Source organism: Thermaerobacter composti, from assembly GCF_033582035.1.
GTDB lineage: Bacteria > Bacillota > Sulfobacillia > Thermaerobacterales > Thermaerobacteraceae > Thermaerobacter > Thermaerobacter composti.
In genome coordinates, this window is record NZ_CP132508.1 from 94,152 (window position 1) to 112,131 (window position 17,980).

Annotated in this window: 11 protein-coding genes; all 11 read left to right on the top strand. The window is 76.9% G+C overall.

Annotated elements, in window-relative coordinates; translation table 11 throughout:
• Nucleotides 1–73: 73 nt before the first annotated feature.
• The 11 genes from Q5761_RS00460 to folK all read left to right on the top strand — a co-directional run bounded on the left by Q5761_RS00460 (nucleotide 74) and on the right by folK (nucleotide 17,903).
• Entirely contained in the window at nucleotides 74–556 is a 483-nt protein-coding gene (locus tag Q5761_RS00460; protein ID WP_135224684.1) for a hypothetical protein, read from the top strand.
• A 162-nt stretch (nucleotides 557–718) separates the two neighbouring features.
• A complete protein-coding gene (locus tag Q5761_RS00465) occupies nucleotides 719–1,471 on the top strand; it encodes a ribonuclease H-like domain-containing protein (protein ID WP_135224685.1) in 753 nt (250 codons plus the stop codon).
• 21 nt (nucleotides 1,472–1,492) lie between these two features.
• Nucleotides 1,493–2,536: a tRNA (adenine-N1)-methyltransferase gene (locus Q5761_RS00470; protein ID WP_318750780.1), complete on the top strand. Its 1,044-nt coding sequence runs from the start codon at nucleotides 1,493–1,495 to the stop codon at nucleotides 2,534–2,536.
• A 523-nt stretch (nucleotides 2,537–3,059) separates the two neighbouring features.
• Nucleotides 3,060–5,561, top strand: coding sequence for a SpoIIE family protein phosphatase (locus tag Q5761_RS00475; protein ID WP_318750781.1), 2,502 nt, complete (start codon nucleotides 3,060–3,062; stop codon nucleotides 5,559–5,561).
• Nucleotides 5,562–5,874: 313 nt separating this feature from the next.
• On the top strand, nucleotides 5,875–8,109 hold the full coding sequence (gene tilS, locus Q5761_RS00480) for a tRNA lysidine(34) synthetase TilS (protein ID WP_318750782.1): 2,235 nt from the start codon (nucleotides 5,875–5,877) through the stop codon (nucleotides 8,107–8,109).
• A 96-nt stretch (nucleotides 8,110–8,205) separates the two neighbouring features.
• Entirely contained in the window at nucleotides 8,206–10,053 is a 1,848-nt protein-coding gene (gene ftsH, locus Q5761_RS00485; RefSeq protein ID WP_135224688.1) for an ATP-dependent zinc metalloprotease FtsH, read from the top strand.
• A 531-nt stretch (nucleotides 10,054–10,584) separates the two neighbouring features.
• Nucleotides 10,585–12,273, top strand: coding sequence for a CCA tRNA nucleotidyltransferase (locus Q5761_RS00490; protein WP_318750783.1), 1,689 nt, complete (start codon nucleotides 10,585–10,587; stop codon nucleotides 12,271–12,273).
• A gap of 345 nt (nucleotides 12,274–12,618) precedes the next feature.
• Nucleotides 12,619–13,905: a Xaa-Pro peptidase family protein gene (locus Q5761_RS00495; RefSeq protein WP_318750784.1), complete on the top strand. Its 1,287-nt coding sequence runs from the start codon at nucleotides 12,619–12,621 to the stop codon at nucleotides 13,903–13,905.
• A complete protein-coding gene (locus tag Q5761_RS00500; RefSeq protein WP_318750785.1) occupies nucleotides 13,902–15,947 on the top strand; it encodes a histidine ammonia-lyase in 2,046 nt (681 codons plus the stop codon). The genes Q5761_RS00495 and Q5761_RS00500 overlap by 4 nt, the downstream gene beginning before the upstream one ends.
• Nucleotides 15,944–17,302, top strand: a complete 1,359-nt coding sequence (gene folP / locus Q5761_RS00505) for a dihydropteroate synthase (protein ID WP_318750786.1) — start codon at nucleotides 15,944–15,946, stop codon at nucleotides 17,300–17,302. The genes Q5761_RS00500 and folP overlap by 4 nt, the downstream gene beginning before the upstream one ends.
• Nucleotides 17,277–17,903, top strand: coding sequence for a 2-amino-4-hydroxy-6-hydroxymethyldihydropteridine diphosphokinase (gene folK, locus Q5761_RS00510; protein ID WP_318750787.1), 627 nt, complete (start codon nucleotides 17,277–17,279; stop codon nucleotides 17,901–17,903). The genes folP and folK overlap by 26 nt, the downstream gene beginning before the upstream one ends.
• Nucleotides 17,904–17,980: the final 77 nt, after the last annotated feature.

Genomic DNA, 17,980 nt, shown 5'->3' on the forward strand with positions numbered 1-17,980 from the left:
TTCACTAAAGGCGACGCAAGTTCGCCGCGAGCGGGCCCGCGGGGGCCCGAGAGGCCAAAGGGCGGGCGATCCGGTGGTGGGTGACGGGATCTCGGCAGCGATGCGGGACCTGGCGGAATTTGGCTGGGTCGACGTGCCGGGCCGGCGCCTCGCAGAGACCATCGCAGCCGAGGCGCGCAGGCTGGGGGTCGATGCCCGCATCCTCCCGCTGTCCAACGGTTGGTATCGCGTGGAGACCTATGGCAAGGCAGGCGCCGAGCGCGCCTGGGTCGCCGTGCGGGCGGTGGTCCGGCGGCCGGGCACCCTGAGGGCTCGGCGGCGGGATGCGGTCGTCTCCGGCGACGGGCGGCGAGGCCGCGCTCGGGACGGGGACGGCGACGAGGTGGAGGAGCACCTGGTGATCGTCGACACGGGCCGGGTGGTCCACCTGTTCTCCTTCCCGCCGGAGTGCCTGGACGGCGCCCGCGCCTTCGCGCGGACGGTGGAGGAGGAGGGCATCGCCGATCCCCAGGGACTGGAGTCGTTGGCCGGGCGGATGGGCGGGCGGCGGCGCTAGGAGGAAGGCCTGTTCGTCCCGCGAATGGTCTCCTGGTGCCCTGCCGGGAGATTTGCCTCCGCGGTCGCTGGCCGGCGCCGCAGCTTGGCCCTGCCGGCGACGGCGGCCCGGGACCGCGGCCCCGCGGAGGCCACGGCGGCCAGGGCACCGGGAGGAGGCATCATGGCGCAACCTTCGCCGCTGGCCGTCGACATCGAGACCGTGGGCATCGAGTGGGACGAGCTGCACCCCGAGGTGCAGGACTACCTGCTGCGACGCGCCCGGGATGACGACGAGCGGCAGCGGGTCAAGGACCAGCTGGCCCTCCACCCGGGGACGGGACGGGTGGTCGCCATCGCCCTGTGGCGCCCCTACGAGGACCGGGGCGGCGTGCTGGTGGCGGATCCCTCGGTCCGGGAGCCCCGGTGGACGCCCTTCGCCGGCGTCGACGGCGACGCGCAGATCTTCCGGGGTAGCGAGCGGGAGATCCTGGCCGAGTTCTGGCGGTACGTGAGCCAGCACGCCGGGACCCTCGTCACCTTCAACGGGCGCTCCTTCGACGGCCCGTTCCTGATGATCCGGTCGGCGATCCTGGGCGTGACCCCCACCCGCAACCTGGTTCCCTACAGGTACAGCTTCCAGGACCACTGCGACCTGGCCGAGGTCCTCTCGTTCTACGGTGTGCGGCAGCGCAACTCCTTCCTATTTTGGTGCCACCAGTTCGGCATCGCCTCGCCCAAGCAGGCGATGGACGGCTCGGCGGTGGGCGCAGCCTACCGAGAGGGCCGGATCGACGACATCGCCCGCTACTGCCTGGCCGATGCGCGGGCGACGGCGGAGCTCTACCGGCGGCTGGAGCCGATGATCGCCGTGATGGACGGCCGCGCGGCCGCGGGCGGCGAACCCGGCCATCCGGGACCGTCGGCGTCCCCATGAGTGCGGGGTGAGACGGAGACGGTGGAACGCAACGAAGGGACCCAACCAGGGCTGGTTCGTCCGTCCGATGGCAGCGGGGACGTCCCGCCGTCCCTGGGGACGGAGCGGGGCCCGCTGGCCATGGGCGATCTGGTGGTCTTCGTGGACCACAAGCAGCGGCGGCGCCTCCAGCGGCTGGGACCCGGTCGGGTCTTCCAGGCGCCGGGGGGCGGTGTCGTGCGCCACGAAGCGGTGGTGGGGCTGCCGGAGGGCGGCGCCGTCACCACCAGCACCGGTGGCGTCCTGCGGGTGCTGCGGCCGACCCTCGAGGACTACATCCTGCTGATGCCGCGGCGGACCCAGGTGATCTATCCCAAGGACCTGGGGCAAATCGTGGTGCGGTCGAACCTGGGGCCGGGCGACCGGGTGCTCGAGGCCGGCGTGGGTTCGGGGGCGACGACGCTGGCGCTGCTGCGGGCCGTCGGCCCGTCCGGCCAAGTCGTCTCCTACGAGCGCCGGCCGGAGTTCGCCCGCCTGGCCCGGGAGAACGTGGAGCGGTTCTTCGGCGGCCGCCCGGCCTGGTGGCGCCTGGAGATCCGCGACGTGTATGCCGGGATCGAGGAACGGGACCTGGACGCAGTGGTCCTCGACGTGCCGGAACCCGTCCACTGCGTGGAGGCCGCCGCCCGGGCGTTGCGGCCGGGCGGCGTGTTGCTGTGTTGGCTGCCGACCACCAACCAGGTCCAGCAGCTGGTGACCTCGCTCCGCCGCCACCCCGCCTGGGACCTGATCGAGACCATCGAGCTGCTGTTGCGTCCCTGGCACGTCACCGCCGCCAGCGTGCGCCCGGAGCACCGCATGGTGGCCCACACCGGCTTCCTGATCACGGCGCGGCGGGTGGTGCCCGGGGACCGGGGGGAAGGGGCCGCCGACGGTGGGCGCAACGCCCAGCCGGGGAGCGGGTCTCCCGCGAGCGCACCGGGCCGCGGGACGCCCGCGTCCGGCGACCCCGCGGCGGACGCGGGGGAGGCCTCCCCCGTGCCCCCTGGGGACGAACCCGGCGATCCCGAGGGCGGCTCCCCTTGAGGGGGAGCCCGGCACCGCCCGTCGACCCGCCCCCGGCCGGCCCGGCCGTCCTGGCCTCGGGCGGACGGATGGGGGCATCGCGGCGTCCGCCGGCCCTCGCCCCGCAGCCGCGCCGCGGCAGGCCGCGGGGCGGGGGCCGTGTCGCCTCGACCCGGGCGCTGTGGCAAGCCTTGTCGCAATTTTTCCTCCCGCCGCCCCCTCATTGTGACAAAGCTCCCACCCGCACCCCCTGTACAATCGGGCCACGGCTTGTCCCCCGCGGGACGGGCCCTGGGACTGGAAGCACCGGCCGGCGTCCACCAGGCGCCCGACGTCCACCGGGCCCCGGGAGGCGCGCCGCCGGTGGGAGCGGGGTGACCGGGTGATGCTCGCGGAACGTCAAGCGGAACGTCAATACCGAAGGGCGGGGGTACGCGCCGCGCCGGGCCGCCGCACGCTCCGGGGCCCGGACGGAGGTCCGCAACCCGGCCCGGAGCCCGGAGTTCCCCGGCGCGCGGGCGAGGGGAGCGTGGGGGCGGCGGCGATGACCCGCCTGGCGGTGGGATTCGCCCGGCTCCGGTCCTGGATGGCCGGGCTTCCCCCTTGGGCGGGGGCCGCCCTCCTGGTCTGGCTGGCCGGCCGCGTGCAGCCCGGCGGGCTGCCGTCGCCGTTGGTCCTCCCCCTGGCGCTGGCCGTCCTGACCATGGCGCCGCGCCTGGGGTGGTGGGCGGTGGCGGTGGGGATGGCCGGCGCGGTGGGGGCCGGGGCCGTCTACGGGGCGGCGGTGCTGGGCACCACGGCCCTGTTGGTGCGGGGCGTGCAGCGTGGGCTTTCCCGGGCGGCCGGATCGGCCGGGCGCGCCCCGGTGGAGGGGGCCGAGGCGATGGGGACCCCGCCTTCGCCGCTGCCCTCCGCGTCCTGGCGCCTCCTGGACGGTGCCGCAGCCGGCGCGGTCCTGCTGTCGGGCGCCCTCTGGGCCTGGCCCCGCACAGCCCTCGGGTGGGAGCTGGACCGGCTGGCCGGCCTGGCGGTGACGGCCGTGCTGGTGCTCGTCGCCTTGCCCTGGATGCGCCAGGCCGTGGCCGTGGGGATCCCGTTGCTGCCGCGGCTGCCGGTGGCCTTGGACCCCCTCGCGGCGGGGCCGCCCGTGGTCAGCGCCCGGCAGGGCCGGCGGGCCCTGGCGTTGCTGGCCGTGCTGGCCACCGGCGGGCTGGATGGGGTCCGGCTGCTGGGGGTCGACGCGGCCGCGGCCCTGCGCGGCATGGCGGTGCTGGTGGCCGCCCACGTGGGCGGAGCCCCCGCCGGCGCCCTGGTGGGGACCGCGGCTGGCGTGCTGGGGCTGCTGGGTGGGCAGGGATCCCTGGCGGGGCTGGCCTGGCTGGCCATGGCCGGCACGGCCGCGGGCCTGCTGCAGCGGTATGGGCAGGGCGCGGCCATCGGCGGGTTCGTCCTGGCCACGGCGGTGGTGTGCGGCGCCCTGCCGACCCCCGCCGCCGCGGCGCAGCTGGTGGCCGGGAGCCTGGCCGCCCTCGCCCTGTATGCGGCGGCCAGCGCCGCGGGCTGGCCGGCCCGGCTGGCCCGGCGGCTTGCGGCGACGTGGCCCGGGCCCGCTGGCGCTGCTGCCACCGGCCCGGCGCCACCCATCGGCGTCGGCGCCGCGCCCGGGGCGGCGCCCCCGGCCGCCGGCACCGGCCCCCGGCGGCACGCCGCCCCCGGTGGGGGGACGGGCGGGGGGCCGGCGGCCCCAGCCGATCCCCACGGCCATGCCGTCGCCCAGGGCGGCTTCGGGCCGGCGGCCATCCCGGATGCCCCGGGCGGGGCGGTGCCCGCGGGATGGGCGTCCCCCGGGGGCGATGGCGGATGGGCCGGGTCGGTCGCCCCGACCGCCGGGACGGCCGGCGCACCTCCCTGGGCCGCCGTGTTGAGCGAGCTGGCGCGTCTCGTCGAGCCCGACCCCAGCGCGTGGGATCCGCGGGAGCAGGTGGCGGAGCTGATCAACGACGTGGCCCGCCAGCGGTGCCAGCGGTGTCCCATGGCCCGCACCTGTTGGCGGGACGAGTTCCCCATCACCTACCAGGCCTTCTTCGACCTCCTGGCCGCCCACGAGCGCGGGGAGGGGTTCCGTCCGGACGTGGTGCCGGTGCCGCTGCGGAACCGTTGTCCGCGGTTGCCCGCCATCGCCCAGGCGCTGGCCGAGGGCCTCGCAGTCCTGCGGGTCGAGATGCGGTGGCGGCGGCGCCTGGATCGGCACCAGCGGCTGATGGCGCGGCAGCTGCGGGAGGTGGCCGAGCTGGTGGCCCGCGGGGCGGGTCGCCCCGCCGCCCCGCGTCGTCCCGGGTGGCGCTACGGGATGCGGGTCGGCGTGGCGCGCACGCCCAAGGACGGCCGCTGGGTCTCCGGCGACGGCTACCTCTGCCGCGCCTTCGCCGACGGGGGGCGGATGGTGCTGGCCATCAGCGACGGCATGGGGTCGGGACGGACGGCGGCGCAGGAGTCGCGGCGCGTCCTGCAGCTCTTGGAGCGCATGCTGGACGCGGGCCTCGACGCCGCCCCGGCGGTCCGCCTGCTGGACACCGCCCTGGCCCTGCGCGACCGCGAGAGCTACACGACGGTGGACCTGGCGACCCTGGATCTCGACCGCGGGCGGATCGAGTTCGTGAAGGTCGGCGCCGCGCCCAGCTTCGTCCGCCGGGCGCGGGACGTCCAGGTGGTCGCCCAGGCCGCGCCGCCCGCCGGGTCCGTGGAGGTCGGCGAGGTGCCATCGGTCGTCGGCGTCCTCGAACCCGGTGACCTGGTGGTGCTGATCTCCGACGGGGTCCTGGCCGCCTTCGGCGACGTGGAGGCGGGCACGGCCTGGATCCGCGGCTTCCTGGCCGGGGTGGAGGACGACGACCCGCGCCGGGTGGCCGCCCGCATCGTCAAGGAGGCCCTGCGGCGCTCGGGCGACCGCGCCCCCGATGACATCACCGTGGTCACCGGCAAACTCTTGCCGCGGGCGCAGGCGGCCGCGGCGGGCATCCGCCTGGGCGCCGGCGGCCTGCGGTAGCCACAACCCACCCTCTCTCCCCGTGGCGGTGCCGCGTCGGCACCGCCCCTCCCCCAGCGCGGCCTCGCGCCCATGGCGGCGGCAGGCCGCGCTCGCCTTGGCGGCCTGGGCCCGGTGCAGCCTGTGGACCGCGGTCCGGGGAGGCGCGGCGCCTCGCGGCGGACGGCGCCCTGGGCCATGCGCTACGCTACGGGTAGGGGCGACGGCATCTCGTGCCCGGCCCCCTGCATCCCCCAGCAGGCCGGCCCGTGCGGCCCGTGACGCCGGACGAACCCGGCCTTGCGGACCCGGGGGAAAGGAGGCAGCCGTGGCGATGGACACCTCCCCCCGGTTCCCACGCCATCCCATGGCAGGGCCCGCGTCGATGCCCGGGGAGGCCGCCAAGGCGGCCCCCGGGGCAGCGGGCGATGGCGGGACGGCGTCGCCGGCCCGCTCCACCCCGCCCGGGACGGACCCCGGGGCGCCGTCGTCCGGGGCCGCCGACCAAGGGGGTGCCGACGACCTCCTCGCCGACGTCCTCGCCGCCATCCGCCGCCACCGCCTGCTGGAGCCGGGCCAGCGCGTCCTGGTGGCCGTCTCCGGCGGGCGCGACTCCATGGTGCTGCTGGATTGCCTGTGGCGCCTGCGGGCGTCCCTGGCCCTGGACGCCCTGGGCGTCGCCCACGTCGACCACGGCCTGCGCCCCGAGTCCGCGGCCGACGCCCGCTGGGTGGCGGAGCAGGCCGCGGGCCGCGGCCTCCCCTTCTTGCTGCGCCGGGTGCGCATCGCCCGCGGGCGCCGGTCGCTGGAAGAGGCGGCGCGGGCGGCGCGCTATCGGGCCCTGGTCGACATGGCCGCGGAATTCGGCGCCCACCGGGTGGCGCTGGCCCATCACGCGGGCGACCAGGCGGAGACCGTGCTCCTCCGGCTGCTGGCGGGAGCGGGCCTGCACGGCCTGGCCGGCATGCGTCCCCGGCGCGGGCGGTTCGTCCGGCCGCTGCTGGCGGTGACCCCGGACCGGCTGGCCGCCTATGCCGCCGCCCGCGGGCTGTCCTGGCGCGACGACCCGACGAACCGCGACCTGGCCATCCGCCGCAACCGCGTCCGCCACCGGCTGCTGCCCCTGCTGGAGGCGGAGTTCAATCCCCGGGTGATCCCCACCCTGGCTCGGGTGGCGTCGGCGCTGGCGGCCGAGGCGGATCGCCTCGCCCGCCGGACCCGGGCCCTGGAGGCTCGCCTGGGCGTCGAGACCGGGCGCGGCTGGGCGTGTCGCGTGGCCGACCTGGGGCGCCTGGCGCCGGCGGACCAGCGGCGGCTGCTGCAAGCCGCCTACCATCGGCGGACGGGCCGTCCCCTGCCCTGGGTCCACTGCGAGGCCGTGCGGGAGCTTGCGCAACGGGCCGCGGCGGGGGGCGGGGACGGGGGTCCCGTCCACCTGCCCGGGGGGTGGCAGGCCCGCTGCGACGGCACGTGGTTGTGGCTCGAGCCGGTGCCGCGTCGTGCTGCCGGTGCCGGGCCCGCTGGCGGGCCGGCTGCGGCCGCCACCGGATCGGGGGACCCGGGGGGTCGCCCAAGTCACCAAGCGCCGGCGGCGGGGACGCCCGGGCCGACGGCCGGCGGAGACGGGACGGGGCCGGAGGCGGTGCACCGCCGGTCGGCGGGGCGGGCGGGCGTCGACCGGGGGCCGGGTCCTGCCGGGGCGACGGCACCCGCGGACGCGCCGGCGACGGAGCCGGCCGCGATGGCGGCGATGCGCCTGCCCGTACCGGGGGCCGTGCCCCTGGGCTGCGGCCTGTGGCTGCGGGCGCGGTGGCTGGAGGGCGAGGCGGCGAGGGCGGCGCGCGACGCGGTCCTCGCCGCGGCGGAGGCGGCGGATGCCCGGCGGGGCGACCGGGCGGGGGCCCGCTTCGCCTTTCGCGCCCTGATGGGGTGGCCCGTCGCCGAGGCGCCCGACGGCGGACCGCGCGCGGCTTCGGGTGCGGCAGGGGCTGCCGCGGCCCCCGAGGACGGCGGCGCCCGGAGGGCCGGCGAGGCGGTGCGCCCGGTGCTGCTGGTGCGCCCACCGCGCCCCGGCGAGACCCTGCAGCCCCTGGGCGCCCGGGGGCGGCGACCGGTGGAGCGGCTCTACCGGACCGCCGTCCGCCGGGGGGATCTGTACGTGATCGATCCCCAGCGGGGCACGGGGGCGATCCTGCCGCCGTGGCTGGTGGTGGTCGGCGACCCGGGGGCGACGGGACCGGACGACGGGGAGGACGGCGGGCCCGAGCCCCAGGGGCGGGGGCGAGCCGGGGCGGGGGACGGGTGCCCGCAGGGGACGATCCTGTGGCTGGTGGGGGTGCGGGTCGCGGAGGCGGGCCGCGTTCGTCCCGATGCCGAGCGCCTGTTGAGCCTCGAGGTGACGGCCCGGCTGCCCCGGGAAGGGGGCGGGCCGCGTCACCCCGACCCGACCGGGTCGGCCGGGGACGGGCGAGCGCGCCCGACGGCGCGGGACGAGGCCTGGCGCGGAATGGCGGCGCCAAACCCACCGTGTTATAATGAGGGCGCCTTTGCGGGCAAGCAGGAGGCGTGAAAGCGTGAGGAGACGCCGGAGAGGTCCGGCCTGACCCGGCGCCGGCCGGGGGCAGGCCTGCGGGCCGCGCCCCGAGCGGCCGCAAGGAGGGCCACGATGAAGCCGAACCGCATCCTGAAGAACGTGCTGTTCTACGTCATCTTGTTCTTCTTCGTCATCGCCATCGTCCAGCGCCTGAGCCCGGTGACCCCCGAAGTCCAGCACATCCCCACCGGCGATCTGTTGGAGAAGATCGATCAGGGACAGGTCGAGCGCCTCGTCTACGACGAGAACCGCCGGGTGGTGACCGGTCAGCTGCAGGACGGGACCCGGTTCCGCGCCAACGTGCCCGAGCTGAACCTGGAGACCATCCGCGAGTGGCGCGCCAAGGGCGTGGAGGTCGACACCCGCCCCGTCGAGGAGACCCCCTGGTGGACCACCCTCCTGACCAACCTCCTGCCGATGGTCCTGGTGGTGGCCGTCCTCCTGTTCATCCTGCAGCAGACCCAGGGCACGGGCAGCCGCGTGATGCAGTTCGGCAAGAGCCGCGCCCGCCTGCACCAGCCCGACGAGAAGCGCCGCATCACCTTCGACGACGTGGCGGGCTACGAAGAGGTCAAGGAAGAGCTCAAGGAGATCGTCGACTACCTGAAGAACCCGCGCCGCTACATCGAGCTGGGCGCGCGGATCCCCAAGGGCGTGTTGCTGTACGGCCCGCCGGGCACGGGCAAGACCCACATGGCGCGGGCGGTGGCGGGCGAGGCGGGCGTGCCCTTCTACTACATCAGCGGCTCGGACTTCGTCGAGATGTTCGTCGGCGTCGGCGCCTCGCGGGTGCGGGACCTGTTCGAGCAGGCGAAGCGCAACGCGCCGGCCATCGTCTTCATCGACGAGATCGACGCCGTGGGCCGGCAGCGGGGCGCGGGCTACGGCGGCGGCCACGACGAGCGCGAGCAGACGCTGAACCAGCTCCTGGTCGAGATGGACGGCTTCGGCACCAACGAGGGCATCATCGTCATGGCCGCCACGAACCGGCCCGACGTCCTGGACCCGGCCCTGCTGCGGCCCGGCCGGTTCGACCGCCAGATCGTGATCGACCGGCCCGACCTGGTGGCGCGGGAGGCGATCCTCAAGGTCCACACGCGGTCCAAGCCCCTGGCGCCGGACGTGGACCTGGCCCTGCTGGCGCGGCGCACGCCGGGCTTCACGGGGGCCGACCTGGAGAACCTGGTCAACGAGGCGGCGCTGCTGGCCGCGCGGCGGCGGAAGAAGCAGATCGACATGCAGGACTTCGAGGACGCCATCGACCGCATCGTCGGCGGCGGGCCGGAGCGCAGGACGCGGGTCATGAGCGAGAAGGAGAAGCAGCGGGTCGCCTACCACGAGGCCGGTCACGCCCTGGTGGCCAAGCTGTTGCCCAACACCGACCCGGTGCACAAGATCTCCATCATCCCGCGCGGGGCGGCCCTCGGCTACGTGATGCAGCTGCCCACGGAGGACCGCTACCTGATCACCCGCCAGGAGATCCTGGACCGGGTGACCATGGCGCTGGCGGGGCGGGCGGCCGAGGAGCTGGTCTTCGGCGAGGTGAGCACCGGCGCCCAGGACGACCTGGAGAAGTCCACGAAGATGGTGCGCCGGATGATCACCGAGTTCGGCATGAGCGACGAGCTGGGGCCGATGACCTTCGGCCACAAGATGGACGCCCCCTTCCTCGGCCGCGACCTGATCCGCGAGCGCAACTACAGCGAGGAAGTGGCGGCGGCCATCGACCGCGGCATCAGCGAGATCATCAACGACTGCTACGAGCGGGCGCTGCGGCTGCTGCGCGAGCACCGCGACAAGCTGGAGCGGATCGCCCAGACCCTGCTGGAGAAGGAGACCATCCAGGCCGAGGAGCTGGACGACTTGCTGCGCGACGAGGCGGACGAACCGGCCGCGGCCGCGGGCGAGAAGGCCTCCTGAGCGGTGCCCGCGCGGGAGCCGGCACCGCTCAGGAGGCGGGCACCGGCCGGCGGGTTACCGGCCGCCGCGCCCCGCGTCGCGGCGGCCCCTTGGCCACCACGGCCCAGTAGGCCCCCGCCGGCGATGGCACCGAGCCGCGCAGCGCGGGGGCCCGGCGACGGCCGCCATCGCCCCGACGCGGCCCGGTCCCACCGGCGGCCGTCTGCCAGGGCGTCGGAGGGGGTCGGCCGCACGCGGTTCCACCGCCCGCGACCTGGCTCAGGCGGCCGCCACCGCTCCCGATGCGGTCCCGGGTGGGCGCCGTCGGCGCCGCGACCGGGGTGGCATCGCCCGCGACGCGGCCCACCCAGCGGGCCACGCGCCGCCCGTGGTCCCGGCACCGCCCGCAGCCTTCACAGGCTGCGGGCGGTGCGGCACAATGGGGATTGCCGCGAGCCCGGGGCCGCGGGCACCGGGGCCGTGGGCGCGTCGAGCCGCGGCCGCACGGTCGAGCGGGGACGCGGCTCGGCATGGGCGGCGGGAGGGTCGGCCATGGAGCAGGGGCGCGCCACGCCCCAACGCGAGGAGAAGCTGCGCCGCCGGCAGCGAGAGCGCCAGCGGCTGGAGGCGACGCGCCGGACGCTGGGGCGGCTCCTGGCCATCGCCCGCCGCTGCCGCACCGGTGAGGAGTTCGCCCGGGCGCTGACGGACCTCTGGTCCCAGGAATCCCGCTTCGCCCCGGACGGGGCCGCGGGCCGAGCGCCGGACGGCGCCGCGGCCGCGGCCTTCCGCACCCTGGCGGCCGTGCCGGTGGCGGAGCGGCCCGCCGAGCTGGCGCGCCGGTTCGACCGCCTGGTGCCGGCCGCCGTGCGCGAGGTGCTGGTGCGGCTCCACGAGCGCGGCCACGCCGCCTTCCTGGTGGGCGGCTGCGTGCGCGACCTGCTGATGGCGCGGCCGCCCAAGGACTGGGACGTCGCCACCTCGGCGCGGCCCGAGGAGGTGCGCCGGATCTTCCCCCGCACCATCCCGACGGGCATCGAGCACGGCACCGTGACCGTGCGCAACCGCGGCCTCAGCGTCGAGGTGACCACCTTCCGCCGGGAGGCCGGCTACAGCGACCATCGGCACCCCGACCGCGTCGAGTTCACCGATGACCTGCGGGCCGACCTGGAGCGCCGCGATCTCACCATCAACGCCATGGCCGTCGACGCCCAGGGCCGGCTCCACGACCCCTTGGGCGGTCTCGCCGACCTCGAGGAGGGCGTGGTGCGCGCCGTCGGCGACCCCGAGGCGCGCTTCCGGGAGGACGCCCTGCGGCTGCTGCGCGTGGTGCGCTTCGCCGCCCGCTTCGGGTACCGGGTGGAGCGGCGCACCGAGGCGGCCCTGGCCCGCTGCGCCCCCTTGATCCGCCACGTCTCGTGGGAGCGCATCCGCGAGGAGATGTCCGGCCTGCTGGTCAGCCCGCGGCCGGCGTGGGGCCTGGAGCTGCTGCGGACCAGCGGGCTGCTGGAGCCCATCTGGCCCGAGCTTTTGGAAGGCGTCGGCGTGCCCCAGAACGTCCACCACGCCTACACCGTCTGGGAACACAACCTCCTGGCGTGCCAGTACACCCCGCCCGTGCTGCGCCTGCGCCTGGCGGGCCTGCTGCACGACGTGGCCAAGCCGCGCACCGTGTCCGTCGACGAGCGGGGCCAGCGCCACTTCTACCACCATGAGGTGGTGGGCGCCGACATGGCCCGCGGCATGCTGCGGCGCCTGCGGTACGACAACGACACCGTGCGGCACGTGGCCCACCTGGTGCGCCATCACCTGGCGCTGCACCACTACCCCGGCATGACCGACGCGGCCATCCGCCGGCTGATCCAGCGCATCGGCTTCGACTACCTGGAGGACCTGATCATCCTGCGGGTGGCGGACCGCGCGGCCTCGGGCACCAAGCGGGCCCCCATCTCCCGCGGCGCCCTGCGGCTGCTGACCCGCATGGAGAGGATCCTCGAGCAGGACGCCGCCTTCAGCCTCCACGACCTGGCCGTCGACGGCCACGACGTCATGGCCGCCACGGGCCTCGGCCCAGGTCCGGCCATCGGCTGGATCCTCCGCCAGCTGTTGGAGGAGGTGCTGGACGACCCCAGCCGCAACCGCCGCGACTGGCTGATGGAGCGGGCGGCCGCCTTGCGCGAGGAGGCGGAGGCCCAGGCGGCAGGCCAGCGGCGGGCGAGCACGACGGCGGACGGTGGCTAGCGGCCGGCGCGGGTGGGTTGCGGTGGGCGAGCGCGCCGGTCGGCGGCGGGCGGTGGCCCGCGGCCCGGGGGCCAGGTCGGCGGCGGGCGAGCAACGCTGGGGGGCGGTGGGCGGTGTCCCGCGGGGCCGGGTCGGGGGCGGGCCAGCACGCCGGGGGCGGTGCCGTCGGCAGCGCGGGTCCGTCGACAGCGGGCGCCCACGCCGGGGGCGGTGGGCCCCGGCCGGCGCGGGTGGGCGCCGGCGCGGCGGCGGGGGTGCGCGGGCCGGGTTCCCGCGCCGGGCGGCGCCGGAGGCGCCCGGCGCCCGTGCCGCACGCAGCGTCGAAACGGGTGGGAGGTCGAGGCCGTGGACGGGCGGACGAACCGGCAGGCGGCGGAGCCCGAGGGCACCGGGCGCCACGGCGCCCGGTTGGCGGCGCTGCAGCAGCGGATGGCGGCGGCCGGCGTCGACCTGGTGGTCCTGACACCGGGCACCAGCTGGTGGTATCTGACCGGGGTCGGGCTGCTGGCCAGCCGGCTGGCGCTCTTCTTCGTCCCGCGGCAAGGCGAGCCGGCATGGGTGGTGCCGCGGCTGGAGGCCGAGCGGGTGGCCCGGTCGCCGCTGGCCACGGCGCTGGCCCTGGCGCCCGAGCGGGTGTGCACGTACGCCGACGGCGACGATCCCGCCCCCGCCGTTGCCAGGGCCGCGGCCCTGGCAACGGCGGGGCTGGGCGGGCCGCCGCGGGTGGCCGCCATGGAGGAGCGGGTGGCGCGCCTCTTCGAGTGGCACGCGGCCCGAGGCGGCCTGCCAGGCGTCGCCTGGCAGGCCGCCGAGCCGCTGCTGGCCGCCCTGCGGGCCCGCAAGGACCCGGCGGAGGTGGCCGCCATCCGGCGGGCGGCGGAGCTGGTGGAGACCGCCCTGGGCCACGGCAGCGCCTTCGTCCAGCCCGGGTACCGGGAGAGCCAGATCGCCCGGGAGATCGAGAAGGCCCTGCGGGAGCTGGGCACCCGCAGCCCCTTCGGCATCCACGTGGCGTCGGGTCCCCGCTCCGCCGTCCCCCACGCCGAGACCAGCGACCGGATGCTGCAGCCGGGCGACCTGGTGTGGATCGACGTGGGGGCCGAGGTCGACGGCTACGCCGCCGACATCACCCGTACCTTCCTCCTACCCGGCGGCGATCCCACCGCGGCGGCCCGCAAGGCGGAGATCTACCGGGTGTGCTACCAGGCCCAGGCGGCGGCGCGCGCCGCCGCCCGGCCGGGGGTGCGCGCCCGCGACGTGGACGCGGCGGCCCGCCAGCGGATCGCCCAGGCGGGCTTCGGGCCCTACTTCACCCACCGCACCGGTCACGGGCTGGGCCTGGACGTCCACGAGGCGCCCGACATCGCCCCCGGCGACGACACCGTCCTCGAGCCGGGCATGGTGTTCACCGTCGAACCCGGCATCTACCTGCCGGGCATCGGCGGCGTCCGCATCGAAGACGACCTGTTGATCACCGACGACGGCGCCGTCAGCTTGACCCGCTACCGCCGCTGGCTGGCGCCGGGGCCGGAGCCCCCGGAGCCGGCGGGGCCATCGGCGTCGCGATCCGCGGCCGACGTCCCGGACCCGGGCCGCTCCGTCGCCGGCGGTCGGGGGGCGGAGGGCCGGTGACCGACCGCCAGCCGCCCCGCGGGGCTGCCGCCGACGCCGCCGCCCCGGCGGCGTCCGGGATGCCCCCGCTGGTGATCGACGGCCAGGGCCTGACCCTGCAGGCGATTGCCCAGGTGGCGCGGTCCGCGCGTCCCGTGGTCCTCGCGCCGCGGGCGCGCCGGCGCATGGCAGCCAGCCGCGGGCGCGTGGCGGCCGCCCTGGCCCGCGGGGAGATCCTCTACGGGATCACCACCGGCTTCGGGAAGCTCGCCGACGTGGCGATCCCCACGGCGCAGGCCCGCAGGCTCCAGGAGAACCTGCTGCGCAGCCACGCGGCCGGGGTGGGGGAGCCGTTGCCCGTGCCCGTGGTGCGGGCGATGATGCTGCTCCGGGCCAACGCCCTGGCCAGGGGCTACTCCGGCGTGCGGCCGGAGGTGGTCGAACGACTGCTGGAGCTGCTCAACCGCGGCATCCACCCCGTGGTGCCGTCCCGCGGATCGCTGGGGGCCAGCGGCGACTTGGCCCCTCTCGCCCACCTGGCCCTGGTGCTCATCGGCCGGGGGTGGGCCGAGGTGGACGGGCGCGTGCTGCCGGGTGACCGGGCCCTGGCCCAGCGGGATCTGGAGCCCCTCACCCTCGAGCCCAAGGAGGGCCTGGCGCTGATCAACGGCACCCAGGCCATGACCGCCCTGGGCGCGCTCGCCGTGGAGGAGGGGCTCTACCTGGCGGCGGTGGCCGACGTGGCCGGGGCCTTGACGCTGCAGGCGCTGCGCGGCATCCCCGCCGCCTTCGACCCGCGCATCCACGCCCTGCGGCCCCACCCCGGCCAGCAGGCGGCCGCCGCCCACCTGCGGGCGCTGCTGGCCGGCAGCAGGCTGGTCACCGAACCGGGACAGGTGCGCGTCCAGGACGCCTACAGCCTGCGCTGCATGCCCCAGGTCCACGGTGCCGTGCGGGACGCGCTGGCCCACGCCGCACGGGTGCTGGCCGTCGAGGCCAACAGCGTCACCGACAACCCCCTGATCTTCCCCGACCCCGACCCCGACCCCGAGGCTGCGGCCGAGGGCGCTCGGCGGGAGGGCGATCCCGCGGCCGCCAGCGCAGGCGCCGGGGCCGCCCGGGGAGGGGACGACGCCGCCCGAGGGCCCGACGGGTCCGCCGGCGGCCGGGGGATGGTCGGATGTGGCGGATCGCGGGCGGATGGCGGCGCGGGGGAACTCGACCCCGGCCCCGCCCTGGCGGGCCTCGCGGAGGCGTCCGTCCCGCAGGCCGGGGACGGGTGGGGAGGGGTCGGCGGCGACGTGCTCTCGGGCGGCAACTTCCACGGCGAGCCCGTGGCCCTGGTGTTGGACTACGCCGCCATCGCCCTGGCCGAGCTGGCCAACATCGCCGAGCGCCGCATCGAGCGGCTGGTCAACCCCCAGCTCAGCGGCCTGCCGGCCTTCCTCACCCGCCGCGGCGGGCTCCACTCCGGGCTGATGCTGGCCCAGTACACGGCGGCCGCCCTGGTGGCCGAGAACAAGACCCTGGCGGTGCCCGCCAGCGTCGACTCCATCCCCTCCTCGGCGAACCAGGAGGACCACGTCTCCATGGGGATGATCGCGGCCCTGAAGCTGGCTCGGGTGGTCGAGCACGTCCGCCACGTGCTGGCCATCGAGCTGCTCTGCGCGGCCCAGGCGCTGGACCTGGTAGGGCCCGAGGGGCTCTCGCCGGCCACGGCGACCGTCTACCGCGCCGTGCGGGCCGCGGTGCCGCCCCTGGGGGACGACCGCGAGCTGGCGCCCGACATCGCCCGGTTGGCCGGGCTGCTGGAGCGCCGCCGCATTCCCCTGCCCCTGCCCCAAGCCGTGGGGCTCCCCGATGCGCTCACCGCGGTGCCGGACGCGGGGTGGCCCGGCGGCGCGGGGGAGCGCATCGGTTCGGGACTCGACGCGGGGCGCGTCGGCTCGGAGCCCGAGCCCGCCAGGGAACGCGGACCGGGTGACGAGGGACGCGCCGGCTGGGAGTCCGACGCGGAGCACCTCCGCTCGGCGCCCGACGGCGCGGGGGGCGATGCCTCGTGAGCCGCACCTGGAGGGTGATCCCCGGCGGCCTCGCGTGGGGCGACCGCCGGTTCGTCTGGGGAAGCCGGACCTACGTGATGGGCATCCTCAACGTCACGCCGGACTCCTTCTCCGACGGCGGCCGCTACCTCGACCCCGCCGCGGCGGAGGAGCACGCCTTGGCCATGGCCGAGGCGGGTGCGGACATCATCGACGTGGGCGCCGAGTCCACCCGCCCCGGGGCGACCCCGGTGCCGGCCGAGGAGGAGCTGCGGCGGCTCCTGCCGGTCCTGCGGCGACTGGCGCCCAAGCTCGACGTGCCCATCTCCGTCGACACCTACAAGGCCCAGGTGGCCCGCGTCGCCCTGGAGGAGGGGGCGGCCCTGATCAACGACGTGGGCGGGCTGCGGCGCGACCCGGCCATGGCCGCGGTCGCCGCCGCCCACCGGGTGCCGGTGGTGGCGATGCACGCGCGTCCCCACGGGGACACGGCGTACGCCGACTTCTGGGGCGAGACCCTGGGGTTCCTGCGGGCCGCCATCGAGCGCGCCGAGGCCGCGGGCCTGCCGCGGGAGATGGTCATCGTCGACCCGGGCTTCGGCTTCGGCAAGACCCCGGAGCAGAACCTGGACCTCATCCGGCAGCTGCCGCGCCTGCGGACGCTGGGGGCGCCGGTGCTGCTGGGCACCTCGCGCAAGAGCACCATCGGCCGGGTGCTGGACCTGCCGGTGGACCAGCGCCTGGAGGGCACGGCGGCCACCGTCGTCCTGGCCGTCGCCCGCGGAGTGGACGTGGTGCGGGTCCACGACGTGGCGCCCATGGTGCGGCTAGTGCGCATGGCGGACGCCGTGGTCCGCCACCCCCGCTGGCGCGAGGGGGACGAACCGGCCCCCGTGCGGGACGCGGCTCGACCGGATCCGGCCGCGGCGGGAGCCGGGGCGGACCCGGACGTCCCCCGACCCACGGGCCGTCTGGACCCGACGCCGGCGCCGCCCGCCCGCAGCGTGATCCAGCTCCGGGCCCTGCGCTTCGAGGCGCGCCACGGCGTGCTGCCCGAGGAGCACCGGAACCCGCAGCCCTTCCTCGTGGACGTCGACCTGGGCCTGGATACGGCGGCGGCCGCCGCGGCGGACGACCTCGCTCTGACCGTGGACTACGCGGAGGTCCATCGACGGGTGGCCCGCGTCGTCGAGGGGCCGCATCGGCGACTGATCGAGACCCTGGCCCACCAGCTGGCCGACGACCTGCTGCACGCCTTCCCCGTGGACTGGGTGCGGGTGCGGGTCGCCAAGCCCGCGGCGCCCCTGCCCGGCCCGGCGGAGGGCGCGGCGGTGGAGGTGTGGCGATCCCGTGCAGGACGCGTCGGGACCGGTTGACGGCGCCGCGCAGGGCGGGGTGTCCGGTCCGGAGCGGGAGCCCGCGTCCCCGACCCCGGTGCGGGCCTATGTGGGGCTCGGGGCCAACCTGGGCGATCGGCGCGCCCAGCTGCGGTGGGCGGTGGGCGCCCTGGACCGCCAGGCCGGGGTGAGGGTGGTGGGCGTCGCCTCCCTCTACGGCTCCCGCCCCGTGGGCGTCGTCGACCAGCCGGACTTCCTGAACTCGGTGGTGGCCCTGGACACGGTGCTCCCGGCCGAGCGGCTGCTGGAGCGGCTGCTGGAGCTGGAGCGGCAGGCGGGCCGGGTGCGGCTGCGCCGGTGGGGGCCGCGTACGCTGGACCTGGACCTGCTCTGGTACGCGGGCCGCGTCATCCGCCGGCCGCCGCAGCTGGTGGTGCCCCATCCGCGCGCCGCGGAGCGGGCCTTCGTGCTGGTGCCGTGGGCGGAGCTGGCGCCGGACACCGTCATCCCCGGCCACGGCCCCGTGGGGCGGTTGGCCGAGGCCATCGACCGGTCGGGCGTCTGGCTGGAGGAGGCGTCGCCCGGTTGGTGGCAGGAACCGAAGCGGCCCTCCCCGGGGGCGCCGGGAGCGGGCGGCTAGGCGGGACCGATGCGGGCCGCCGGCATCCTGCCCTGCGGGGCCCGCCGGCCACGCCGGTCCACGGCATTCCGGGGGGA

Bases quoted from the DNA above. Each gene is read 5' to 3' on its own strand.
- ftsH (WP_135224688.1), top strand. From the start codon at position 8,206: ATGAAGCCGAACCGCATCCTGAAGAACGTGCTGTTCTACGTCATCTTG.
- Q5761_RS00475 (WP_318750781.1), top strand. From the start codon at position 3,060: ATGACCCGCCTGGCGGTGGGATTCGCCCGGCTCCGGTCCTGGATGGCC.
- Q5761_RS00490 (WP_318750783.1), top strand. From the start codon at position 10,585: ATGGAGCAGGGGCGCGCCACGCCCCAACGCGAGGAGAAGCTGCGCCGC.
- Q5761_RS00465 (WP_135224685.1), top strand. From the start codon at position 719: ATGGCGCAACCTTCGCCGCTGGCCGTCGACATCGAGACCGTGGGCATC.
- tilS (WP_318750782.1), top strand. From the start codon at position 5,875: ATGGACACCTCCCCCCGGTTCCCACGCCATCCCATGGCAGGGCCCGCG.